The sequence below is a fragment of the Gordonia aurantiaca genome (assembly GCF_039939235.1).
Taxonomy (GTDB): Bacteria; Actinomycetota; Actinomycetes; order Mycobacteriales; family Mycobacteriaceae; genus Gordonia.
Genome location: NZ_JBDUUF010000001.1, coordinates 164,079 through 187,871 on the forward strand (window position 1 = coordinate 164,079; position 23,793 = coordinate 187,871).

A 23,793-nucleotide genomic window follows, 5' to 3' on the forward strand; every position below is an offset into this window, starting at 1 on the left:
TCATCATGGAGACGTGGTTGACCCAACGCAGACCTCGGATCAGCGCCTGATCAAGGGGGCGAAGGCCCGCGCGACGATCGCGCGGCACGCCGTCGACGTGGCCTCGGTGGAGGGGCTGACGAACCTGAGTCTCGGCAAGCTCGCCGCCGATCTGGGGGTGAGCAAGAGCGGCGTCGCCACGCTGTTCGGGAGCAAGGAGAACCTGCAACTGGCGGCGGTGCAGACCGCGCGCGAGGTGTTCGTCGAGCATGTGGTGAAGCCGACGTCGGGGGAACCGGCAGGCATCCGGCGCCTACGCGCGCTGGTCGACCGGTGGTTGGACTACATCGCCGAACCGGTGATGCCGGGTGGGTGTTTCCGTGTGGCGACGACGGTCGAGTTCGACAGCCGGGAGGGTGCGGTGCGCGACGCCATCGCCGCGGATCGACGGGACTGGCTCACGTTGCTGGAGAAGGAGATCCGACGCGCCCAGGATGAGGGCCATCTGGGCGGCCACGACCCGCATGCACTGGCGTTCCAACTCGACGCGCTGGTCGCGGCCGCGAACACGGGTGCGCGGATCGGTGACGAGACGGCGGTGCCGACCGCGCGGGCGATCGTGGACGGGTTACTGGGGGATGGCGCGTGACATCCGTTGGCTGTCGTGCCCGGAAGCCGGACCGACAGCAAACGGACCGGGGCCGGGACGGATGAGCCGGTGACTCAGACCGCCCGCCACTCCGCCGTGCGTTCCGGCGAGGCGTCGGCGAGTGCGGCGATCGTGTCGGCGACGCCGAAGTCCTTGCCGTACACCGGTGTTCCCGGCTGCTGACGCCACGACTCGACGAGCGGACCGGCATCGACGGGGTCGAAACCGAGTTCGTCGACGATCGCGAACACGATCTTCTTGTGCTCGGGATCGTCACCGGCGACCGGCAGTGCGATGCGTCCCTCGGCGCCGGCCGGGAGACCCTTCTTCAGCAAGTGCTTCCAGTAGATCCCGTTGAACACCTTGAAGACCGGCGCGCCGATCTCCTCCGACACCCAGACGCTCTCGGGCATCCCGCTCTCGATCGCCTCGATGAGTCCGTCGCGTTGCTGCGGGTAGTAGTTGTTCGTCTCGATCACGGGCGCACCCGCCTTGCGGGCGTCGAGGATGCCCGGCGCCAGGTCGGGCACGTTCTTCTGCGGGATGGAGACGATGACGAGGTCGGCGTCCTCGGCCGCCTCGGCCGCCCAGACGGGGGTCGCCCCGGTTTCTGCCGCGAGGTCGGCGAGTGTCTCGGGGGCGCGGGAATTGGCGACCCGCACCTCGTGTCCCAGCTCGGTGAGACGACGGGTCAGTGCGCCGCCGATGAATCCTGCTCCGATGATCCCGATCTTCACTGTTGCACCCTCTGTTCGGCGATGGATTGACCTCCGGCGCAACGACGCGGTGGGACGGTCCATTCCGTGTGGAGAGGTGGGTGTGACGCGAGAGACCCGATCAGGCCGAGGCCCTCAGGCGTCGGCGCAGGGCGTCGACCAGCCGCCGCCACCAGGGCGGACGTCCGAATTCCTCGAGAAGTCCGGTCGCGATCTCCGGCGTCAGCAACTCGTCCGGGATGAGCAGCACGTCGGTCGAGGTCCGCGAGGTCACCCGAAGGGAGGTACCGAGCCGTCCGACCCGACGGATCGAGGCACGATCGAGCGTGCGGTCGTACGTGCCGAGTCGCAACCGGATTCGATCGGGCCCGTACTCGGCGCTCACCGGGGTGCCGGGCGGCGCGGTCCGCCGGAGCCACCAGCGGCCGAAGAACGGCGTGAAGAACAACAGGGACATCGCCACGATCGCCGCTCCGGGGAGCGCGGCCATCGCATACGCCTCGACGGTGAGCAGTGCGACGAGGGGAACGAGACACGCGAGGTAGAACAATCCGATCGTGAAGGGCCTGAGCATGGAGCGTCGCAGCCGGTCGGCCAGCCCTTCGTCGGCGATGTACTCGACGCGGATGGCGTCGTCGACGTGATCGACCCTCCGGGACATCCGGGGCGGGGGCCCGGCGGATTCGGCGGACACCGTCGTGCCGAGGGAGCGGCAGGAGAACGGACGGCGCCCCTCGCATCTCTTCAGCAGGTCGTCGCGGATCTCGGGCGGCATCAACTCGTCGGGGATGATCAGCCGCGTCCCGAAGCCGGCGATGGTGAATGTCGCAATCCTATCGCGATACCGGACCCATCGGATGCCGTCGACCGGGACCGTCGAGACGTTGCCGGCCCAGCCCGTCGAGATCTCGTCGGGCCGGAACTCGGCTGTCATCGACGTGCCCTCGGGGACCTTCTGGGCCCACTCGCGCGCGGCGGCCCGGTAGAGGAATCCCCAGGTGAACAGGCCCGCAAGCGCGAGACCGCCCAAGGCGCCTAGGGCGAGCGTGAGGAGCACCTTCGAGAGGGGTTCCCCGATCGCGTCGAACACGAGTGAGGCGGTCGGGACGATGACGATGGCCGGGATGAGCACCAGCCACACCAGTGGCTGATCGAGGTAATACGTCCGGCCCATCCGGTTCGTGATGTCCCGTGTGGCGACCGCAGTTGTCCGAGTCCCCGGTCTGCCCGCGCCAGAGCCGGTGGGCGGGGGCGACTCGCTCATTCCGGCCTCACCGGGCGCAGGTTCCGCGCCGGCGCTCCCGATCTCGTCGCATCGTTCCCCCTGGTTCTTCGCATCGGCTCGACGTCGCAGGCGTCGAGCCGAGGATACGACGGGTCGCCCCACTCGCTCGTCACCATCACCGTCGACGACGGGGGAGGTCACCGATTCCGGTCGGACCGAGCCTGCGCGCAGCGATCAGGTTCCGATGCCGCGAGACCCGGCCGAGGTCGTCGCCGAACTGCACGAATTGTCGGACGCTGCCGGTAAGGCGGGGCCGTACCTGCTGGTCGGGCATTCGATGGGCGGCCCGTTGCAGGCGCTCTGCGCCGCCACCTACCCGGACGAGACGGCCGGGCTCGTCCTCGTCGACGCGCCCATGCGGAGCTCCGTGACAGCGTGACCCCGGACCAGTGGGAAATCATCGCCCACCCGAAGCTCGCGCCGGGCACCTATCCGGAGGAGTACATCGCCGAAAGCTACTCGATGGACACGCTTCTCGACGAGGTGGACCGCTGCCGTCGGTGCCGGTCGCCGTCCTCGTCCGCGGCCGGGAGGCGCCGATGCTCGACCCGCCGCCGGAGTACGCGGACGACTACCGGGCGCTGGCCGACGCCTGGCCTAGGGCCAAGGCGGCCTTTGCCGCGAGCCTGCCCGACGCGGAGCTGACCACGGTGCCGGGGACCACCCACCGCATCCAGAACCAGCGCCCCGATGCGGTGGTCGACGCGGTCGACAAGGTGCGCGGTCGTGTGAAGGGGTGAAGTGCGCGTGCAGCATCGGCGGCGACGGCCGACCGGCATCGATGGTGTGCGTCAGAAACCCTGTCTCAGAGCGGGTTTCGAGTGGAGCCGATGACGGGAATCGAACCCGCGTTCTCAGCTTGGGAAGCTGATGTTCTACCATTGAACTACATCGGCGTGCGAGGTCTTCACCTCGCGAGCGAAAGCCTAGCAAACCCTTCCCCGTCCTTCACGGAGGGTGTCGCGATTCCGCCTCTTTCGGTTGCGCACCAGGTAAAACGCCGGTAGAATCGAACGTACATTCGAGTTGGCCATGATGATGGGGGACAGATCATGGCTTTCGTCGAGCCGTCTGCAACACCTACACCACTTCTTCTCGACCAGTACGAGCGTCTCCATGCGCTCCTGGACGAGATCACCCGCACGCGGTCCGGAGAATGCTCCGAGACGCAGCTGCTCGAGGCCGCGATCCAGCACGAGCGTGCCGAACGGCGCATGCTTGCGATCTTCACCGACACCATGGTGGAGATCGAGGAACGTTCGGCGTATCGGCACGCCGGTTGTCAGAACGTCACCAAGTTCCTCATCCATCAGCTCGGCCGGCACGGCGAGGCGAATCGGCTCGCGAACCGGGTGTGGGCGCTCGGCAGGTTCCACGACCTCCAAGGCGAGCTGAACGGGGCCCGTTACCCGGAGACCGCCAAAGGTGTTGCGGAAGGTGCGATATCGGGTCGACACGTCGACGTGATCATCGAGACGATGCAGAAGATCCCGTCCTCTGCCGACACCGTCGACAAGGAGGCCGCCGAGGCGACCCTCGCGCACTACGCGTGCGACTACGATCCGTCGTCGTTGCGCCGGTTGGGTGCGCAGATCCTCGCGCATCTCGATCCCGACGGGACGCTGACCGATGACCGCGACCGTGCTCGCATGCGCGGTATGCGGCTCGGACCCCAGGACAGCCGGCTGATGTCCAGGCTGACCGCCACCCTCGACCCCAAGACCCGGGCCATGCTCGACGTCGTGCTGGCCGTGTGGGCGGCGAAGGGCATGAACAATCCCGACGACCCGGAATCGCCCGCCGGTGACCCCGCGGCCGCGGACCCGGAGGTGCTCGCGGCCGCCGCCGATCGCGACGACCGCTCCCAGGCCAAGCGCAACCACGACGCCTTCACCGCGCTGCTCCGGTACGCACTGGACGGCGGCGCACTCGGCAGGTCGCATCACGGCCTGCCGCCACACCTGATCATCACCATCAGCGAATCCGCGCTGCGTGAACAGGCCGGGGCGCCGGCCCGGACCGCGACGGGCACCCTCGTCCCGATCAAGGACGCGGTCGAGATGGCCGCCGAGGCGCAGGAGTACCTCGAGGTCTTCCGCGACCACACGAGCGAGGTCCTCTACCTCGGGCGCGCCAAGCGGTTCGCGTCGCGTGCCCAGCGGATCGCCGCGGTGGGTCGTGACGGCGGATGCACCGGCCCCGCCTGCACCCGGTCGGCCTTCGAGTCGGAGATGCACCATGTCGTCGAGTGGAAAGCCGACAACGGACCCACCGACATCGACCTGCTCACGATGGCGTGCGGGCCCCACAACCGGTCGGTCGGACACGGCGACGACCAGTGGTCCACGACGATCGAGGCCGAGGGCATCGACGCAGGTCGCGCGGTGTGGCACCCGCCGCGATCGCATCCCGATCGGGCGCCGCGGATCAACCACGCGCACCGCACGGACGCCATCCTCGACCGGATGCGGGCCGAGGCCCGTCGACGGCTGCGGCGCCGGCTCGGACGTCCCGACACCACCGAACGCGACGACACCGGCGCAGATCCGCCCTGATCATTCGATAACCTCGACACGTGCTGCTCTCCGACCGCGACATCCGCTCCGAGATCGCTGGCGGGCGCCTCGCGATTGACCCGTTCGATCCCGGCCTCGTCCAGCCCTCGAGCGTCGACGTCCGGCTCGACAGCCTGTTCCGGGTGTTCAACAACACCCGGTACACCCACATCGACCCGGCGCAGCGTCAGGACGAACTGACCACCCTCGTCGAACCCGCCGAGGGCGAGCCGTTCGTGCTGCACCCGGGTGAGTTCGTGCTGGGTTCCACCCTCGAGGTGTGCACCCTGCCCGACGATCTCGCCGGCCGCCTGGAAGGCAAGTCGTCGCTGGGGCGCCTCGGGCTGCTCACGCACTCCACCGCGGGCTTCATCGACCCCGGTTTCTCCGGGCACATCACCCTCGAGCTGTCGAACGTGGCCAACCTGCCGATCACCCTGTGGCCCGGCATGAAGATCGGGCAGCTGTGCCTGTTCCGCCTGACCAGCCCGGCCGAGAACCCCTACGGCAGCGAGAAGGTCGGGTCCAAGTACCAGGGCCAGCGCGGCCCGACGCCGTCGAAGGCGTACCTGAACTTCATCCGGGACTGAGACCTCATCCGGGACCGGGACCTCATCCGGGACCGACGGAGCCCTCGATACGCGGTGCCGCTCGCTGCGTTCGGTCGACGCCACCCGACCACGCGGTGAGTTCGGCCGCCAGTGCGTCGAGTGGGGTGGGACGGGGGCGACCGGGCATCCCTTCGAGGCCGCGCCGGGGGCCGCAGCCGCCTCGGCGGCCTCGGCAATGCGGGCCTCGCGGGTGGGGCGGGAACGCCGAGCGTTCACCGACTCGATCGCCGGTCGCAACCCACGGTGGGTTCACCCGACAACTCCATGGGTAACCGTGGCGACCATGAAGCTCACGGTCATCGGCTGCGGCTACCTCGGCGCGACACATGCGGCCTGCATGGCCGAACTCGGACACGACGTGCTGGGTGTGGACGTAGACGCCGCCAAGGTCGAGCGGTTGCAATCCGGTGAGGTGCCCTTCTTCGAGCCCGGGCTCTCCGACATCCTCCGCCGCAACCTCGAGGCCGGGCGACTCCGCTTCACCACCGACCACCACGCCGCCGCCGAGCACGCCACCATCCACTTCATCGGCGTCGGCACACCGCAGGAGCCACGCGGGCACGGTGCCGACCTGTCCCACGTGCACTCCGCCATCGACGCCCTGGTCCCGGACCTCCGCGGCCGGCACCTCCTCATCGGCAAGTCCACCGTTCCGGTCGGGACGTGCGCGGCACTGGCGCAGCGCATCTCGTCGCTGAGTGCTCCGGGCGCCGACGTCGAACTGTCGTGGAGTCCGGAGTTCCTGCGCGAGGGCTTCGCCGTCGAGGACACACTCCGACCCGATCGGCTCGTCGTCGGAACGGATGTTCGGTCGGCCACCGCAGGCCGGGGGCCCGATGCTGCGACGGCAGGCACGGTCCTGCGCGAGATCTATCGCGAGATCCTCGACACCGGGGTTCCGTTCATCGAAACCGACTGGGCCACGGCAGAACTCGTCAAAGTGTCGGCCAACGCGTTCCTCGCGACCAAGATCTCGTTCATCAACGCGATGAGCGAATTGTGTGAGATCGCCGGCGCCGACGTCGGGACGCTCGCCGACGCCATCGGCCACGATCCCCGTATCGGTCGGCGATTCCTCGACGCGGGCTTGGGATTCGGCGGAGGCTGCCTGCCCAAGGACATCCGGGCTCTGGCGGCACGGGGCGAGGACATGGGCGCGGCGCGCGCGGTTGGTTTCCTCCGCGAGGTCGACGCCATCAACATGCGACGGCGCGCCGCGGCCGTGGACCTCGTGACCGAGGCGCTCGGCGGTGAGGTGCTCGGACGCAACGTCGCGGTCCTCGGCACGGCGTTCAAACCCGAGAGCGACGACGTCCGTGACTCCCCGGCTCTTGCCGTCGCAGGTCGTCTCGCTCTCGACGGCGCGCTGGTCACCGTCTTCGACCCACAGGCGATGGAGAACTCGCGTCGACTCCAGCCGTCGCTCGGGTACGCCGCCACCGCCCGAGAGGCGTGTGATCGTGCGGATGTGGTCGTGGTCGCCACCGAATGGGCCGAGTTCGTGCACATGTCGCCCGACGAGCTCACGCCCGTCGTCCGGCAGCGGCGGATCGTGGACGCGAGGCGTTGTCTCGACCCGCAGATGTGGCGGGCGGCCGGCTGGGACCATCGCGCGCTCGGCGGCGCCGTGACCAGCCCGAAAGGCGTCCCGCTCGAATCGTTCACGCAGGTTGACGGATTCGTGAAGCGGGCGACCATAGGTGCGGACATGCTAGGTTGATTCCCGATTGACGGGGGCACCTTCTCGCCGTGGGGGCGTGCTGGGCGAGGTGCACGACAAGTGCAGGAACCATCTGATGACCGATACGGTGGCCGATTCGGCCTCGGGGGCCGCCTCTGTTGCGGCGGAGGTCGTGCTCGACGCGGCTGTTGTCGACGACGTGCGGACCAAAATGCGGCACCGCGCGCTGGCCGACGACGGGCAGGTCGTGCTGCTCGGACTCGGTCCCGATTCGCGGGTGTCGGTCGGGCGTCTCGAACTGTCGCGTGGGGTGGTCGCGGACATCTACGCCGATCCGGCGCTCGCGCTCGATGCGCTCGACCGGGTCGTCGCCGACCACTTGATTCGCATCGGCCGCGTCGCAGCGCCCGAGACCCCGGAGTGGCAGGCCGAACTCCTCGACCTCATCGCCCGCGGGCGTGCACGTCTGCAGGACGCCGAGGGCACGTTTCTGATGGGCAGCCGCCACATCCGTCTCATCCGCGTGACCCGACGCGACGTCATGGAGGCGGGGTCGGCACTCATCGCACGCGCCGAGGAGCTCGCCCGTGCCGCGGTCGCCGGAACCGCGGCGCCCGCGGTCGTCATAACTCACTCGGTCGGTGTCTGGCCAGGGCTCCGCGACCACATCGCACGCACAGTCCGGGTACCGGTCATCGACGTGGAATGGGATGGCCGAGGGCGTCCCGGCGGGGCGGCGCCGGTTGTGGCCGCGGAGAACACCTCGGGCGCAAACACCCCGACGGAGGTCGCCCCTACGGTGGCCGCCCCGGATGCGGGCGCCGATGCGGAGAACGCGGGCCGGGTCGAGGTGGCGGACCGCGCCGAATCCGTGGCCGACGCGGCGCACGCGCCGGCCGAACCGGCGGTACGTGCGGTTGCCGCGCCCACCGATGCCGTGCGGACCGACGATGTTGCGGCCGAACCGGACTCGCACGCACCGAGTCCTGCGGTACCCGATTCTCCCGGCGCAGCGGTCGATGCCGGGCGATCTCCGGTCGACGGTTCGCGTACCGGGGAGTCGGCTCAGGGCGCCCCGGCAGACGCGGCGCTGGGTGGCACCGCACCGGAGCCGGCCCCGGGGGAGTCGGACGTGGAGGCGACCGGTGCCGTGCAGGTCGGTGTCGTAACGGCCGGTGCGGGGTCGGGTGACAGCGTGCCGACCGATGCCGTGCCGACCGATGCCGTGCCGACCGGTGCCGTGCCGACCGATGCTGTGCAGACCGGTGCCGCCGGTTCGGGTGCTGCGCCGACTGCTGGGGGGTCGGCGGATGCTGCGCCGGGTGTGGTCGAGGCGGATGTGGTGACGCCGGTGGAACCGGACGCAGCCGACGGGGAACCGGCCGATCGGGATAGGGCCGAGTCGGTGCCGACCGACGCCCGCCCGACCGTTCCCGCACCGTCGCCCGCCGACACCCCCGACTCTTCCGACTCTCCTGTCTCCTCCGAGACCTCTGCCGCCCACGCCGCCCACGCCGTCGCCGCTGAACCGGCGCAGGCCGAACCGGTACCGGCCGACTCCCGGCCGACCGCCCCTGAGTCGATGATCCCTGAGTCGATGATCCCTGGGTCGATGACCTGCGATCCGCTGGTTCCGGAGCCGATCGCTCGGGCGCGCACGCCGAACCCCGACCTCACCGACACCGTCGAGTTCGCGACCCCACTGGTCGGGCCCGGTCTCGGCAGCGTTCCCGTCGGTTCGGCGGACTTCCCGGCCGTCGACGTCGTCGAGCGATCCGTGCAGCCAGAACCCGTGCAGCCAGAACCCGTGCAGCCAGAACCAGCCCAGCCGGAACCAGCCCGGCCGGAACCAGTCCAGTCGGAACTCGTGCAGTCGGATCCGGCCCGGTCAGAGCTCGCGCACCCAGAAACCGCGCACCCAGAAACCGCGCACCCAGAAACCGCGCACCCAGAGCCCGCGCACCCAGAAACCGCGCACCCAGAAACCGCGCACCCAGAAACCGCTGCGGCACAGCCCGTCACCGCATTCGGCGCGCTCACCGCGTACACCTCCGAGGTCGGAACCGACAGGGCGCTCCGACCCGGGCCTCCCGTGGTGGCGGCGACTGCCTCGTTCGACGAGCGGTCCGAACCGCCACCGGCACAGGACTTTCCGCTCGTCGACAGCCGGGTCGCCGAGCGTCCGGGCGAACGGGTGTCGGTGTCGCCGGTGGACTTCGGTCCCGGTGTCCACGAGGAGATTCCCGAGGGAACGCGGGACCCGGCGTCACGACCGGCAGCTCGCGAGGGTCGCAAGCTCAAGCGTGCGCTCGTCGCCCTGGCGCTGGCGTGCGCACTCGCGGTCATCGGTGTCGCCGTGGTGCTGGCGGTGTCCGACGACGCAACGGAGCCCGTCGCCTCGCCGGCACCGCGGACGACCGCGACATCCACCGGCCCCGAGTATGCGGATCCGGCCATCTACGCCGAGGCCCGGCAACCCGCCCGGCGATACACGCCGCCGCCTCCGCCGCCCGAGACCGCCGACGCGCCGGCGCCCGCACCTCGACCGCGGCCACGCCAGCAACGCCCGCAGCGCGGTGTCACCATCCCGAATCCGATCCCGGGTCTCCCGCCGATCGTCCTGCCCTGACCTCAAGGTGCACAACGACTTTCGCGGGTCTGGCGGTCACGGCCGCAGCGCCCGTGCCACGAAGTCCAGCACGTTTTCGTAGTTCTGCTCCGGATCGACCGCAGGGTGCAGCGCCCCGGTGAGTTCCAGGCTCACCGCCCCGTGCACCGCGGCCCACGTCTGCATGGCGAGTGCGACCGGATCGCCCTCGAGGACCACTCCGGCGACCTGGCCGTAACGGATGACGTCGACGAGCACGTCGAACGCGTGCGCCGCGACCTCGATGTCGGGCTTGCATTGTGCGGAGAACATCAATCCGTAGATCACCGGGCTGCCGAGAGCGAACCGGCGGTATCCGCGACCGGAGTTCCGCAGGCGTGTGGCCGCGTCGGCGTCGGTGTTCGCGACGGCGCGCGCGAGCTCGGCATATCCGTCGGTGACCAGTGCGTCCAGTAGCCCGTCCCGGCCGTCGAAGTGGTTGTAGACCCCCATCGGCGCGACCTTCGCCTCCGCGGCGACCGCCCGCACGGTCAGCCCGGCCTCGCCGTCGCGCTCGAGGATGGTGCGTCCGGCGCGGAGGAGGGCGGAACGGACTTCGGCGGCGGACGTGCGGGTGCGCGGTTTCGCAGGGGACATATTGACAACGTACTAGAACAGTGTTCTTCTTGGGTAGAACGTTGTTCTATAACTGTGGCACGGCGTTCTAAACATCCGAAGAATCTCCACTTCACAGACAGGAGGATGCCGATGCGTACTGCAAACACAGCGGCACGCTGGTGGGCGCTCGGCGCGCTCAGCTTCGCCGAACTTCTCGTGATGATCGACAACACGATCGTCAACGTCGCGCTCCCGACGCTCGCCCGTGATCTCGATGCCGGGATCTCTGGCCTGCAGTGGATCGTCGACGCGTACACGCTGGTCTTCGCGGGCCTGCTGCTGACCGGCGGCTATCTCGGAGACCGGTTCGGGCACCGGCGCATGCTCATCACCGGTGTCGTGGGGTTCATGGCCGTGTCGGCGCTGGCCGCGTCGGCGCAGAACCTCGAGCAACTGATCGCCGCACGCGGTGGTCTGGGTCTGTTCGCCGCGCTCGTCTTCCCGGCGACGCTGGCGATCATCACCTCGATCTTCACCGACGCCAAGGAACGTTCGGCAGCGGTCGGGATCTGGGCGGCGACCTCGGGTGTCGCGGTCGCCATCGGACCCGTGCTGGGCGGCTGGCTCCTCGAGCACTTCTCGTGGACATCGGTGTTCTGGGTGAACATCCCGTTCGGGCTGGCGACGCTCGCCGCGATCCTGGCGGTGGTTCCCGGAACGCGGCCACTCGCGGTGCCGCGCTTCGACATCGCGGGCGTGGCTTTGTCGGTGGCCGGGCTCGGCCTGCTCACCTACACCCTGATCGAGGCCCCGCATGTCGGTTGGGGGGAGGCGCGCACGGTCGTCGGAATCCTCGCGGCGCTGGCGATCATGACGGTCTTCGTGATCACCCAGTTGCGGATCGCCCATCCGATCCTCGACGTCCGACTGTTCGCGAACCGGCGGTTCGCGACGGCCGCCGGGATGATCAGCATCGCGTTCTTCGCGCTGTTCGGTTTCATCTTCCTGATCACCCAGTTCTTCCAGGCGGTCAAGGGCTACGGGCCGCTGGCGGCGGGCGTGCGGACGTTGCCGTTCGCGATCGTCATGGCGGCGCTGTCCCCGGTCGCGATGATCTTGTCCCATCGATTCGGGCCGCGGTATGTCGCGGTCGTCGGTGCGTTCCTGATGTCGGGAGGGTTCGCGCTGGTCGAACTCTCCGCGCGGGACTCGGGATACTGGCAGCTGATCATCTGGGCGATGTCGCTGATGGCCGCCGGGCTGGCGTTCATCTCCGGTCCGTGCACGCAGCTCATCATGGATGCCCTGCGTCCGGAGCAGGCGGGCGCGGGCAGCGCGGTCAACGACACCACCCGTGAGATCGGCGGCACCCTCGGCGTCGCGGTGCTCGGTTCGATCCTCACCTCGACCTATGTCGCGGGCATCGCAGACCGACTGTCCGGCAGCGGGATGCCCCGTGAGGCGGTCGAGATCGCCGAGCAGTCGGTGATGGCCGGTGTCGAGGTGGCCCGAGTTCTGCCCGGCGCACTCGGGGACGCTGTGCGGGTCGCGGTCCAGGAGGTCTTCATGGAGGGACTGCACGACGCGGTGTGGGCGGCCGTGGCGATCACCGCGGCGGCCGGCGTGTCGGCGCTGTTCCTGCTCCGGGGGGCCGGTGCCGGACGCCACGCGGATCAGGTCGATTCGGGTTCGGGCGCATCCGAGAAGGACGGTGCAACCGTCGTCGACGAGATGGTCGTCCTCGCTCCCGCCGCCTCGGAGATCGGCCTCAGAGATCGAGGGTGAGGTTCCCGCCCGCACTCCGTGACACGCAGGTCAGCATGATGCCGGCCTCGCGTTCGGGCTCGGTGAGGATGTTGTCCCGGTGATCGATGTCGCCGGACAACGTCCTGACCTTGCACGTTCCGCAGAACCCCTGCCGACAGGAGTAGGGCACCGACGGCCGGATCCGACGGATCGCGGCCAACGCCGACTCGTCGGCGGCCACCTCCACCCGCTCGCCTGTCGAGGCCAGGGTGACGGTGAACGGCGATCCGTCCTCCACCGGCGGCGGACTGAACCGCTCGTAGTGCAGCTCGATGTCGTTGCGGTCGGCCAGATGCCGACGCAGGCTCTCCAGCATCGGCACCGGGCCGCAGCAGTACACGGCGAGGTCGGCGTCGCGGTCCGGGACCGGCCCGACCAGTTCGGTCATCGTCGGCAGTCCGTGCACGTCGTCGGTGCGGATGGTGATCCGATCACCGAACCGCGCCACCTCGTCGAGGAACGGGATCGACTCCGTGCTGCGGCCGGTGTAGATCATCGACCAGTCGAGGCCCAAACGCTCGGCCACGGTCACCATCGGCAGGATCGGGGTGATGCCGATCCCCGCCGCGACAAACCGGATTCGGCGCGCCGGAGACCCGTGTCCCGGGACTGCGAGCGGAAAGGCGTTGCGCGGCCCCTTGATCGAGAGTATGTCCCCGACCCGCAGGGCGTCGTGGACCTCGATCGACCCGCCACCGCCATCGGGGATACGCCGCACCGCGATCCGATACCGGTCGCGGTCGGCGGGATCACCGCACAGCGAGTACTCCCGCATCCGGCCCGACGGCAGGAGGAGGTCGATGTGCGCACCGGCGCGCCACGGCGGCAGCGTGTCCCCCTCGGCGGCGGCCAGGGTCAGCGCGATGACGTTCTCGTCCTGGGCGACGACCTCGCGGCCGACGATCCGCACCCTTGTGATGCCGTCGTCGACCGGTGTCGGCCGCAACGGTGCCAGCGGACGCCACGCCGGGAACCACGCCCGCATGACCGCGGTGCCCACCGTCAGGAGTGGATCGCGCTTCCACCGCCCGTACAGATGGGGCGGGGGAGCGGTGAGGGGTGTCGAATGGGGATGTGCGCGTTGGTTCATCGCGATCCTCATGCGGCGTTGCGGGCCGCAGGCGACTTCGCCAGGTAGGCGACGGCCTGCGCGGTGTTGCCGATCTCCTCCGGCCGGAAGCCGGGACGGAAGTAGCTGAAGGTGGAGAGGACGACGGTGCTGATCCGCGGTAGGAGCTTCGCCCTCACCCCGCGGTGGTACTGCCACTTCTTCTGGAAGTAGTTGTAGGACACCGACGTGTCCTGTTTCATGATGAAGCGGTAGCCGCGCTGCACCAGGAACAGCAGGATCGGCAGCACCAGCAGCATCGCGCGTCCGCGGCGCAGATAGCTGTCGCCGAAGTAGGCGGCGACGTCGTGCGCCACCGCACGGTGCTCGACCTCTTCGGCACCGTGCCACATGAACAGGTCGGCCATCATCGGATGGGCGCCGGCCTCGAGCCACCTGTTGTTCAACGCGAAGTCACCCAGGACGGCGGTGTAGTGCTCGAGCGCGGCGATGAGCCACAACCGTTCGATGAGGTGCTTGCGTCGCGCCGCCGGGCTGCCCTTCGTCGCCGGTCCGAGGACCTTGCGGAAGATCCATTCCATCTGCAGCTGGTACGGGCGCGGGTCGATGCCGTGATGGTCGAGGAACTCCCACAGCACGTGATCGTGCGCCTCGGCGTGCATGGCCTCCTGTCCGATGAAACCGCGCATCCGGGCGGCGAGTTCTGCGTCGGCGACCAGCGGGAGGGCTTCGTTGTAGGTCTGGACGAACCAGCGTTCTCCCTCGGGGAGGAGCAGATTCAGCACGCTGATGAAGTTCGACGCCACCGGGTGCCCCGGAATCCAGTGCAGCGGGACGCCGGTCCAGTCGAAGGCCACGTTGCGTGCGTGCAGCTCGACCGGACCCGGGTCGGACTCGTCGAGGACCGCGGGGATCGTTGTGTCGATGTGGGATTCGGCGATATTCATCCGGCCACCTTCCGTCGGGCGCCGATGCGTGACAGCCACGGCGCGAACCGATAGACGCGATAACCGACCTTGGCCTCGGGGGTCACCGGGACGACGGCCTTGTTGTGCTCGATGGCCGAGACGATCTCGGCGGCGACCCGGTCGGGGCCGAAGCCACGGCGCTTGTAGAAGTTGTCCAACCGATCCCGTTGGCTCCGTTCGGTTTCCGGGTCGAGTCCAGCGATCGGCGTCGACGACACGATGTTCGTGTCCACGATGCCCGGACAGATCGCGGTGACGCCGATGCGGTGCTCGGCGAGTTCGGCCCGCAGCGACTCTGAGAACAGCAGTACGCCCGCCTTCGACGCGGAGTACAGGCCGAGGCTGCGCGACGGCGTGAACGCCGCGGCCGAGGAGATGTTGACGATGTGTCCGCCGACACCGCGTTCGACCATCTGTCGTCCGAATTCGCGGCTTCCGGTGACGACGCCGCGCAGGTTGACGTCGAAGAGCCGGTCGACCTGCTCGTCGGTGGCGTCGAGCGCGGCACCGGCGACAGCGATCCCCGCGTTGTTGACCACGATGTCGGGGACGCCGTGCCGCTCGCGCACGGTGGCGGCGAATGCGACGAACGCCTCGGTGTCGGCCACGTCGAGCTCGTAGGCGTGCGCGGATGCCCCGGCCGACTTGCAGGCCTGCGCGGTCTGTTCGGCGGTCTCCGGTCTGAGGTCGGCGAGCACCAGCTCGCATCCGCGTTCGGCCAGGGCCAGCGCGGTCTCCCGGCCGATCCCGCTGCCGGCACCGGTGATCACGACCAGCTTGCCGGCGAGGCGACGCGGCGCGGCGAACACCCGGGCCCGCTCGACCGACGCCGGTGTCTCGGCGGTCTCGGACTGCGCCGCAAGGAAGTCCGAGACGACCTCGGTCAGGTACGCCGGATGCGTGTACGGCAACCAGTGGCCGGTCGGGGTGTCGCGGCGCCACAGCTTGGACGCGTAGGTCGGGGTGTTCTCGTAGATCGCGGGCCGCAGTGCGATGTCACGCTCGTTGACCACCTGCAGCACCGGGACGGTCGTGATCCGGGGGTTCGGGTGGCTCAGTTTCTGCCGGATGTTGGCCCGGTACAGGGCGAGTCCGGAGATCATGTCGCGCCGCAGCGTGTCGGCGACGACGACGTTCTCCGGCGGCGTGCCCTCGACCGTCCGCAGGAACCGCTTCCACGCCGCGGGGGCGCCCATCGCGGTCAGCAGGATGTTCGGCAGCACCGGAAGCTGGAAGAGTCCGGTGTACGACGACGAGAGTGATTGTGTCGCAATGGTTCGCAGATCATGCGGCGTCGGTCGGGCGACACCGTCGTGGAGCATTCGGCCCAGATGGTCGAGGTTGGGCCCGGACACCGAGACGAACGATGCGATCCGCGTGTGCGCCCGCGGGCGGCTCACCGCCTCCCACGCCTGCACCGATCCCCAGTCGTGGCCGACCACGTGCACCGGGGCGTCGGGGCTGACCGCCTCGGCGACGGCGAACAGGTCGTCGGCGAGTTCGCTCAGCCGATAGGGCTTCACCCCGCGCGGGCGGTCGCTCTCCCCGAACCCGCGACAGTCGTACGCGACGACGTGGTACTCCTCCGCCAGCCGTGGGGCGACGTGGGTCCACAGGTGATGGGTGTCGGGCCAGCCGTGCACGAGCAGGACCGTCGGATTCGACGAGTCGCCGAGTTCGAAGGTCGCCAGCCGCACGCCGTCACTGGTCACCGATCCCCGACGCCAGTCCGGACGAACCTGTTGTGCCTGTTCAGCCATCAGTGTCACCTCGTTGTATCCCCCGATGGAGATACACGTTACCAACGGTTACACGAAAGTCCAGACCCTGCGGGGAGGCGATTTCCGGGCCGGATGCGCGAAGGACCCGTCTCCGATGGAGCCCGGGTCCTTCGCGGTGGTGTGGCAGGCCTTCGTGGAATCCGCGCGCAACGGCTGTTTCGGCGGCCGCGCGGCAATTGCGGCCGGTGCGCGGGACCTACTGTCGGTACGACGACAGGAAATTGCCGATCCGCTCGATTGCATCGGAGAGGTCGCGCGACCATGGCAGCGTGACGATGCGGAAGTGATTGGTGTCGTCGAGGTTGAAGCCCGAACCCTGCACCACGAGGATCTTCTCCTGCAGCAACAGGTCCTGGACGAACAGTTCGTCGTTGTGGATCTCGTGGACCTCGGGGTCGAGGCGCGGGAACGCGTAGAGTGCGCCCATCGGCTTCACGCAACTGACGCCGGGGATCTCGTTGAGCTTCTCCCAGGTGACGTTGCGCTGTTCGTAGAGCCGCCCGCCCGGCGACACCAACGCCTCGATCGATTGGTAGCCGCCGAGGGCCACCTGGATCGCGTGCTGGCCCGGCACGTTCGCGCACAGACGGGTGGAGGCGAGGATGTTCATACCCTCGAGGAATCCCTTGGCGTGGTCCTTCGGGCCGGTGAACACCACCCAGCCGGCGCGGTAACCGCACACGCGGTACGCCTTGGACAGGCCGTTGAACGTCAGCACCAGCAGATCGGGTGCCAGCGACGCGATGTTGATGTGCTTCGCGTCGTCGTAGAGGATCTTGTCGTAGATCTCGTCGGCAAGGATCAGCAGCGAATGCCGCCGCGCCAACTCGACGATCTGCTCGAGGACCTCGCGTGAGTAGACCGCACCCGTCGGGTTGTTCGGGTTGATGACCACTATCGCCTTGGTGCGATCGGTGATCTTCGACTCGATGTCGGCGATGTCGGGGTTCCAGTCATTGGCCTCGTCGCAGCGGTAGTGGACGGGGGTTCCGCCGGCGAGTGAGGTCATCGCCGTCCACAGCGGATAGTCCGGAGCCGGAATCAGCACCTCGTCGCCGTCGTTCAGCAGTGCCTGCATCGTCATCGTGATGAGCTCGGAGACGCCGTTGCCCAGGATGACGTCGTCGACGTCGAAGTACGGGAAGTCGGGGATGAGCTCGTAGCGCGTCACCACCGCGCGCCGCGCCGACAGCACACCCGCGGACTCCGAGTATCCCTGTGAGTAGGGGAGCGCGTGGATCATGTCGCGCATGATCACGTCGGGGGCCTCGAAGCCGAAGAGGGCGGGATTGCCGATGTTCAGCTTGAGGATCCGGTGGCCCTCCGCCTCGAGCCGCTGCGCGTGCTCGTGCACCGGACCGCGGATCTCGTAACAGACGTTCTGCAGCTTGAGCGACTGGTCCAGCGGCTTGAGATTGAGGTTTATATGCGAAACATGGGGCCTACTCACGAGTCGATTGTCGCAGCCCGGCGCAAATGCGTTTTCGGCGGTGCTGGTGCAGCGACGCTGGTCACACCCGATTCGGACACGAAAACGGGCCCCGACCGTGTGGTCGGGGCCCGTTTTCGTGTCACGGTAGGCGACTACTTGTGGCCGGGCCGCTTCTTGCCCGCGGCGATGCCGAAGCCCTTGGCCCTCGACGCACCGGTCTCGGTGATGGTGCGCGAGTCACCCGAGCCGTTGTTCGACGGCGCGGCCGGGGCCGGGGCCTCGGTGGCGGGAGCCTCCGCGGCCGGGGCCTCGGGTTCCGGAGTCTCTGCCTGGGCGGGGGCCTCTGCCTGGGCGGCCTCGGCCGGTGCCGCCGGAGCAGCGGTCTCGGCGGCCGGCCTCGGAGCGGCCTTGCCGATGCCGCCCGGGCGCTTCTTGCCCGCGGCCATGCCGAAGCCCTTCGCCTTGGCCGGCTTCGCCTCGGTCACCGCGGTGGCCGAACCGGCGTCCGATGGGGTCTCCGCGGGAGCCGGAGCCTCTGCCCGGGCGGGGGCCTCTGCCTGGGCGGCCTCGGCCGGTGCCGCCGGAGCAGCGGTCTCGGCGGCCGGCCTCGGAGTGGCCTTGCCGATGCCGCCCGGGCGCTTCTTGCCCGCGGCCATGCCGAAGCCCTTCGCCTTGGCCGGCTTCGCCTCGGTGGCGGCGGACGCGGCGGTGGCAGCCGACGCGGTGTCGGCTGTCGGCGCGGCCTCCGGAGCCGAAGTGGCCTCGGCGACCTTGGACTCGGCCGGTGCGGTCACCCCGGCGTCGGCGGCGGCCGCGTTCGGCGTCGACTTGGCGCCCGGGCGCTTCTTGCCCGCGGCCATGCCGAAGCCCTTCGCCTTGGCCGGCTTCGCCTCGGTGGCCGGTGCGGAGGTCGCCGCCTCGGCCTGGACGGCCTGCGACGACTCGGCCTCGGCCGGGGCCGGCGCGGCGGTCTTGGCCGCGGCACCCGGCTTCTTGCCGCCCTTCATGCCGAAGCCCTTCGCGGCGGGCTTCTTCTCGACGGTCTCGGCGGGGGCCGATCCCTCGGCCGGTGCTGCGGTCTTGGCCGCGGCGCCCGGCTTCTTGCCGCCCTTCATGCCCAGGCCGACCTTCGGCTTCGGAGCCGCCTCGGTCGTCGTGGCGGCCGCCGCAGCGGGGGCCTTGACGGGCTCGGGCTCGGGTTCCGGCTCCGGCTCGGGAGCGGCCGGACGCGGGCCGAGGTAGCGGCCACCGAGCTTGACCTCGGCGTTCGAGCCGCGCTTGACCGACTCGAGCAGCAGCTGGGCGACGTCGACGACCTCGACCTTGCCCTCGGACTCGGTGCCGGAGGTCCGTGCGGTGACGCCGTCGGTGAGCATGACGCGGCAGAACGGGCAGCCGGTGGCGACCTTCTTGACCTGCTCGCCGCTCGTATCCCCGCGCCCATTGGGCCCGCTCGCTGCGCTCCCGGCGCCCAGGGTGCCGAGCGCCTCGTCGACCCGGTCGATGTTGATGCGCTTGCCGATCTGCTCTTCCATCCACATGCGTGCACCACCGGCACCACAGCACATGGACCGTTCGCCGTGACGCGGCATCTCGGTGAGGGTCGAGCCCGACGCGCCCATCAGCTCACGCGGGGCGTCGTAGACCTTGTTGTGACGGCCCAGGTAGCACGGGTCGTGGTAGGTCACGCTCTCGCCGCCGATCGGGGCGACCGGGACCAGGCGCTTCTCGCGGACGAGACGGTTCAGCAGCTGGGTGTGGTGGACGACCTCGTACTTGGCGCCCAGCTGCGGGTACTCGTTGCCGAGAGCGTTGAAGCAGTGCGCACAGGTGACGACGATCTTCTTGCGCTGTTCGGGCGCGGTGGAGAAGACCTCGCCCAGCATCTCGATGTTCTGCTGTGCCAGCATCTGGAACAGGAACTCGTTGCCCGCGCGGCGAGCCGAGTCGCCGGTGCAGGTCTCGCCCTCGCCGAGGACCAGGAAATTCACCGCGGCCATGTCGAGGAGCTCGGCGACGGCCTTGGTGGTCTTCTTCGCGCGGTCCTCGTAGGCGCCGGCACAACCGACCCAGAACAGGTACTCGAAGCCCTCGAACGACTCGACGTCCTTGCCGAACACCGGGATGTCGATGTCCATCTCGTCGATCCAGGCGGTACGCGCGGAGGCGTTCTGGCCCCACGGGTTGCCCTTGTTCTCGAGGTTCTTGAACATACCGGCCAGCTCGGTCGGGAAGTCCGACTCGATCAGGACCTGGTAGCGACGCATGTCGAGGATGTGGTCGACGTGCTCGATGTCGACGGGGCACTGCTCGACGCAGGCACCACAGGTGGTGCAGCTCCACAGGGTCTCGGTGTCGATGACCGCACCGAGATCCTCGGGATCGAACTCGCCCTCGGTGGCCGAGACGCCCTCGCCGCCCCCGATCCTGCCCTTCGACTCACCGACGAGCTTGCGGGCGGCCTCGGCACGGGCGGCCGCGGGGATCGCGTTGAGCTTGTCTTCCAGGACGTTGCCGTCGGCGTCGACCAGGCCGACCTCGTCGCCGCCCATGTCCTTGCGGCCACCCGCCAGCAGGTAGGGGGCCTTGGCGTTGCCGTGGTCGCGCAGCGACATGATGAGCAGCTTCGGGCTCAGCGGCTTGCCGGTGTTCCACGCCGGGCACTGCGACTGGCAGCGGCCACACTCGGTACACGTGGTGAAGTCCAGCCAGGCCTTCCAGGAGAAGTCCTCGATCTTGCCCGCGCCGAAGGCGTCGACGTCGGGATCGGCGGTCTCCATGTCGAGGACCTTGCCGTTGGACATCATCGGCTTGGCCGCGCCGAGGGCGACGCCGCCGTCGGGCTCACGCTTGAAGTAGATGTTGAAGAACGCCGAGAAGCGGTGCCATGCCACGCCCCAGTCGGTGTTGAGGCCGACCACGGCCAGCCACACCATGCCGCTCATCAGCTTGATCACCGCGAAGATCGACACCAGGGTCGGGGACGCGGGCAGGATCTTGGCGACCTGCTCGGTGAAGAAGTCCGATGCGGTGTTCGAGTGCCCATATGTCGCGATCTTCGACGACTTCACGAGGATCATGCCCAGGCCCTCGAGGAGGACGACGGCCTCGACGAAGTAGGCCGCGCCGAAGCGCGAACCCGAGAAGCGCGACAGGCGCTCGGGGACGCGCGGGTGGTTCAGCTGGCGGATCGCGATCAGCGCCAGGATGCCGACCACGGTGCCGATGCCCAGTAGCTCGTCCCACAGATGCCACGCGAACGTGTCACCGAACAGCGGCCAGTGGAACTCCGGGTCGATCGACTGTCCGTAGGCCTCGAACCACAGTAGGGCGCCGCCCATGAAGCCGATCATGACGAGCCAGTGGGCCCAGCCGACCGAGCGGAACTTCACCATGCGGGTGTGGGCGATGAACTCCTTGATCATCGTCCACAGGCGCGGGAAGAACGGCCAGATCCGGGAGCTGGGGACCTTCTGGCCCAGGCGGATGGTGCGGAACATCTTCACCACGCCGCGGAGGAAGAGGTACCAGCAGAAGAGGCTGATCACCGCAGCGGTGGTGCCGATGGCAATCGTCGTGGCTGTCACGGGCGCGTACCGGCCTTTCGTCTAGGTCGTCCGCCTCTGCGGGGGCACACAGGGTGCGCAGGGCTGTCCCGCAGGGCGGTGTACTACAGGTAACCGTAATTCCTCACGTTCATGCAGCGCTCGCAAGGTTGGCCTAATACCTGCTGGTCTGTTCCACCCAGGATGATACTCACGAGTAACTTACTGTCGAGTCAGGGTGTGGGGGATCGCATTCCGGTCCCGCTGGTGGGTATCCGTCACCGGGTGTGGGCGACCTTCTCGAGCTCTTCGAGAGCGGTGTCGAGGTGCGTGAGCAGGCGCTGGAGGCGCGGGAGCTGGGCGCGGGCGCCGATCAGCCCGAAGTTCACGTGGTCGGCGGTGCTGGTGACGGTGATGTTCAGCGCCAGCCCCTCCATCGCGATCGACACCGGGTAGACGCCGTCGAGCCGGGCGCCGTTCCAGTACAGCTGCTCCGACGGCCCGGGCACGTTGCTGATGATGATGTTGAACTGCGGCGGGACGTACTGCACGACGCCCGGGATCGTCGCGAACGCGAGCGGCGCGAAATTCGCGGCGCCGAGCGCGAGGGCCTGCAGCGGCCGCAGCCCGCGGACGACGTGCTTGGAGCTGCGCGCCGACGCGACGATCCGCCGGGGCCGCCGCTCCGGATCGGACTCGTCCGTCGCGAGATCGACGAGGATGGCAGTGACGGCGTTGCCCTCGGTGTCGTCGTCGGTGTGCATCGAGACCGGGACGGCCGCGATGAGCGGGCTGTCGGGCAGGGCGTCCTGGTCGATCAGGTACGACCTCAGCGCGCCCGAGCACATGGCCACGACGACGTCGTTGAGCGTGATCTCCAGGGCCTGCGACACCGCGCGGAGCCGGGCGATCTCCCACTGCTGTGCCGCGAAGCGCCGGGCGCTGCCGATCGCGACGTCGAGGATCGTGCGCGGTGCGCGGGGGACCGGCGGGACGAAATCGGGTTTCCGCAGCGCGGCGACGGCGACCTTCGCGGCCGCGGGCGCCAGGCCGGCGACCTGGAGTCCCGCGTCGGCGAGCGACGAGACCCTCGACCGCAGCGACGGCGCGGGCTTCGGCTGCCGCTTCGCCACGAGCGCCGGGTCCCAGGGCGCGGAGCCGGACCGGTCGTCGGGATCGGGCGAGAGCATCCGCTGCAACAGCCGCAGCGCGGAGACGCCGTCGACGATCGAATGGTGGATCTTGCTGTAGATCGCGACCCGGCCGTCCTCGAGGCCCTCGATCACGTGGATCTCCCACATCGGCCGGAACCGGTCGAGCAGGGTGCCGTGGTTGAGCGAGACGTAGCGCAGCAGCTCGCGGACCCGGCCCGGACGCGGTAGCACGGTGCGCCGGACGTGATAGTCGAAGTCGATCTCGTCGTCGTGGGTCCAGGCGAAGTTGCCCAGCATCGTCACCGGCGGCGCGGGCCGCTTGCGGAAGAGCGGATGGACCTCGGCGCACGAGGTGAACGCCTCGATCACCTCCTCGGCCAGGTCCGCCGACGTCTGCCCCGCGCGCGGGACGAACAATTGCAGTCCCCCGACGTGCATCGGCTGTTCGCGCGTCTCCGCCAACAGGAAGATCGACGAGGTCACCGGCATGTACTGCATGCACACCCACTTTCACGGGTTCGTGTTCACTCACGCGTCGGGGCTGAGCGCGGCGGTGTCTCCAGTATCGCCGTGCCCGGGTGGAAGCGGCGTGGATTGGTCTCATTCCTGCGGTGAGACGGCCCGTGCCCGCCTAAGGCGGCCCGGACCGGCGGTCGCGTTGGGCGAAACGCGAAGGGCCACCTAGGTTGTACGGGTGAGGTCCGCTGCCCGTCTCGTCGCGCCGGTCGCGCTGATCGTCATCGAACTGTGGATCACGATCGCCGCGACGTGGCTGTGCGTCGCGTCGTCGGGCCGCATCGTCGACGACGAGCAGATGCCCGACGGCTCGACGCTGATGGTGCTCGGGTCCCTGGTGTACGCGGACGGGACCGCAGGTGACTACGTGCGCGGGCGACTCGACACCGCAGTGGAGCTGTATCGCACCGGCAAGATCGGCCGGATCATCAACTCCGGCAACGGTTCCGACGAGGCCGGGGATGAACCGGCGGTGATGCGCGCCTACCTCGAGGCGAAGGGGGTGCCGTCGGGGGTGATCGTCGACGACCCCGAGGGTCTCGACACCGCGGCCAGCTGCCGCCGGGCGCGCGAGGTGTTCGACGTCGGGTCGCTGGTCATCGTGACGCAGGACTTCCACCTGCCCCGGGCCATCGCGCTGTGCCGGGACGCGGGGATCGATGCGCGCGGCGTCGTCGCCGGCTGTGACTGCCCGTCATGGACGTTGGTGCGCAACCACATTCGCGAGGCGGTGTTCGCGGGACCGCGGGCGGTCCTGAGCGCGGTCGGTTGAGCGCGGTCGCTGGAATGGCGGCCGCACACGGCTCGTCAAAGGATCCCGCCGCTCACCGGCAGATCGGCG

18 protein-coding genes and 1 tRNA gene are annotated in these 23,793 nt (G+C 69.1%); 9 read left to right on the forward strand and 10 right to left on the reverse strand.

Features of this window, described 5'->3' with window-relative positions:
- The first annotated feature begins 13 nt into the window (after nt 1-13).
- Nucleotides 14-628: a TetR/AcrR family transcriptional regulator gene (locus ABFT43_RS00735; protein WP_347958495.1), complete on the forward strand. Its 615-nt coding sequence runs from the start codon at nt 14-16 to the stop codon at nt 626-628.
- Nucleotides 629-702: 74 nt separating this feature from the next.
- On the opposite strand, the gene ABFT43_RS00740 is transcribed toward ABFT43_RS00735, so the two are convergent.
- Nucleotides 703-1,428, reverse strand: coding sequence for an NADPH-dependent F420 reductase (locus tag ABFT43_RS00740; RefSeq protein WP_347958496.1), 726 nt, complete (start codon nt 1,426-1,428; stop codon nt 703-705).
- A gap of 37 nt (nt 1,429-1,465) precedes the next feature.
- Nucleotides 1,466-2,518 carry a hypothetical protein gene (locus ABFT43_RS00745; protein ID WP_347958497.1) on the reverse strand — a complete coding sequence of 351 codons (1,053 nt, stop codon included), beginning with the start codon at nt 2,516-2,518 and terminating at the stop codon, nt 1,466-1,468.
- 295 nt (nt 2,519-2,813) lie between these two features.
- On the opposite strand from ABFT43_RS00745, the gene ABFT43_RS00750 reads away from it, so the two are divergent.
- Together ABFT43_RS00750 and ABFT43_RS00755 are read left to right on the forward strand one after the other, a co-directional pair.
- Entirely contained in the window at nt 2,814-3,008 is a 195-nt protein-coding gene (locus ABFT43_RS00750; protein WP_347958498.1) for an alpha/beta fold hydrolase, read from the forward strand.
- Between the two features lie 121 nt (nt 3,009-3,129).
- Complete coding sequence (locus ABFT43_RS00755; protein ID WP_347958499.1) at nt 3,130-3,369, forward strand: hypothetical protein; 240 nt, start codon at nt 3,130-3,132, stop codon at nt 3,367-3,369.
- A gap of 82 nt (nt 3,370-3,451) precedes the next feature.
- Here ABFT43_RS00755 and ABFT43_RS00760 read toward each other — a convergent pair.
- A tRNA-Gly gene (locus tag ABFT43_RS00760) sits at nt 3,452-3,525 on the reverse strand.
- 156 nt (nt 3,526-3,681) lie between these two features.
- Here ABFT43_RS00760 and ABFT43_RS00765 point away from each other — a divergent pair.
- The 4 genes from ABFT43_RS00765 to ABFT43_RS00780 all read left to right on the forward strand — a co-directional run bounded on the left by ABFT43_RS00765 (nt 3,682) and on the right by ABFT43_RS00780 (nt 10,105).
- Nucleotides 3,682-5,184 carry an HNH endonuclease signature motif containing protein gene (locus ABFT43_RS00765; protein ID WP_347958500.1) on the forward strand — a complete coding sequence of 501 codons (1,503 nt, stop codon included), beginning with the start codon at nt 3,682-3,684 and terminating at the stop codon, nt 5,182-5,184.
- Between the two features lie 20 nt (nt 5,185-5,204).
- Nucleotides 5,205-5,774: a dCTP deaminase gene (gene dcd, locus ABFT43_RS00770; RefSeq protein ID WP_347958501.1), complete on the forward strand. Its 570-nt coding sequence runs from the start codon at nt 5,205-5,207 to the stop codon at nt 5,772-5,774.
- Between the two features lie 304 nt (nt 5,775-6,078).
- Nucleotides 6,079-7,515, forward strand: coding sequence for a UDP-glucose dehydrogenase family protein (locus ABFT43_RS00775; RefSeq protein ID WP_347958502.1), 1,437 nt, complete (start codon nt 6,079-6,081; stop codon nt 7,513-7,515).
- A 76-nt stretch (nt 7,516-7,591) separates the two neighbouring features.
- Nucleotides 7,592-10,105 carry a hypothetical protein gene (locus ABFT43_RS00780; RefSeq protein WP_347958503.1) on the forward strand — a complete coding sequence of 838 codons (2,514 nt, stop codon included), beginning with the start codon at nt 7,592-7,594 and terminating at the stop codon, nt 10,103-10,105.
- Between the two features lie 36 nt (nt 10,106-10,141).
- On the opposite strand, the gene ABFT43_RS00785 is transcribed toward ABFT43_RS00780, so the two are convergent.
- Entirely contained in the window at nt 10,142-10,720 is a 579-nt protein-coding gene (locus tag ABFT43_RS00785; protein ID WP_347958504.1) for a TetR/AcrR family transcriptional regulator, read from the reverse strand.
- 111 nt (nt 10,721-10,831) lie between these two features.
- Between ABFT43_RS00785 and ABFT43_RS00790 the strand changes: the two genes are divergently transcribed.
- Nucleotides 10,832-12,466, forward strand: coding sequence for a DHA2 family efflux MFS transporter permease subunit (locus ABFT43_RS00790; RefSeq protein WP_347958505.1), 1,635 nt, complete (start codon nt 10,832-10,834; stop codon nt 12,464-12,466).
- Here ABFT43_RS00790 and ABFT43_RS00795 read toward each other — a convergent pair.
- The 6 genes from ABFT43_RS00795 to ABFT43_RS00820 form a co-directional block, all read right to left on the reverse strand.
- On the reverse strand, nt 12,450-13,577 hold the full coding sequence (locus ABFT43_RS00795; RefSeq protein WP_347958506.1) for a PDR/VanB family oxidoreductase: 1,128 nt from the start codon (nt 13,575-13,577) through the stop codon (nt 12,450-12,452). The genes ABFT43_RS00790 and ABFT43_RS00795 overlap by 17 nt on opposite strands.
- A gap of 8 nt (nt 13,578-13,585) precedes the next feature.
- Nucleotides 13,586-14,503, reverse strand: a complete 918-nt coding sequence (locus tag ABFT43_RS00800) for a metal-dependent hydrolase (RefSeq protein ID WP_347958507.1) — start codon at nt 14,501-14,503, stop codon at nt 13,586-13,588.
- Nucleotides 14,500-16,284: an SDR family oxidoreductase gene (locus ABFT43_RS00805; RefSeq protein WP_347958508.1), complete on the reverse strand. Its 1,785-nt coding sequence runs from the start codon at nt 16,282-16,284 to the stop codon at nt 14,500-14,502. Before ABFT43_RS00805 ends, ABFT43_RS00800 begins: the two co-directional genes overlap by 4 nt.
- A gap of 217 nt (nt 16,285-16,501) precedes the next feature.
- On the reverse strand, nt 16,502-17,755 hold the full coding sequence (locus ABFT43_RS00810) for a pyridoxal phosphate-dependent aminotransferase (RefSeq protein ID WP_347958509.1): 1,254 nt from the start codon (nt 17,753-17,755) through the stop codon (nt 16,502-16,504).
- A 134-nt stretch (nt 17,756-17,889) separates the two neighbouring features.
- The gene (locus tag ABFT43_RS00815; protein WP_347958510.1) at nt 17,890-21,324 is read right to left on the reverse strand and encodes a (Fe-S)-binding protein; all 3,435 of its coding nucleotides are present in this window, start codon (nt 21,322-21,324) and stop codon (nt 17,890-17,892) included.
- Nucleotides 21,325-21,560: 236 nt separating this feature from the next.
- Complete coding sequence (locus tag ABFT43_RS00820; protein ID WP_347958511.1) at nt 21,561-22,934, reverse strand: WS/DGAT/MGAT family O-acyltransferase; 1,374 nt, start codon at nt 22,932-22,934, stop codon at nt 21,561-21,563.
- A 196-nt stretch (nt 22,935-23,130) separates the two neighbouring features.
- Here ABFT43_RS00820 and ABFT43_RS00825 point away from each other — a divergent pair, with 196 nt between their 5' ends.
- The gene (locus tag ABFT43_RS00825) at nt 23,131-23,724 is read left to right on the forward strand and encodes a SanA/YdcF family protein (protein ID WP_347958512.1); all 594 of its coding nucleotides are present in this window, start codon (nt 23,131-23,133) and stop codon (nt 23,722-23,724) included.
- Nucleotides 23,725-23,793: the final 69 nt, after the last annotated feature.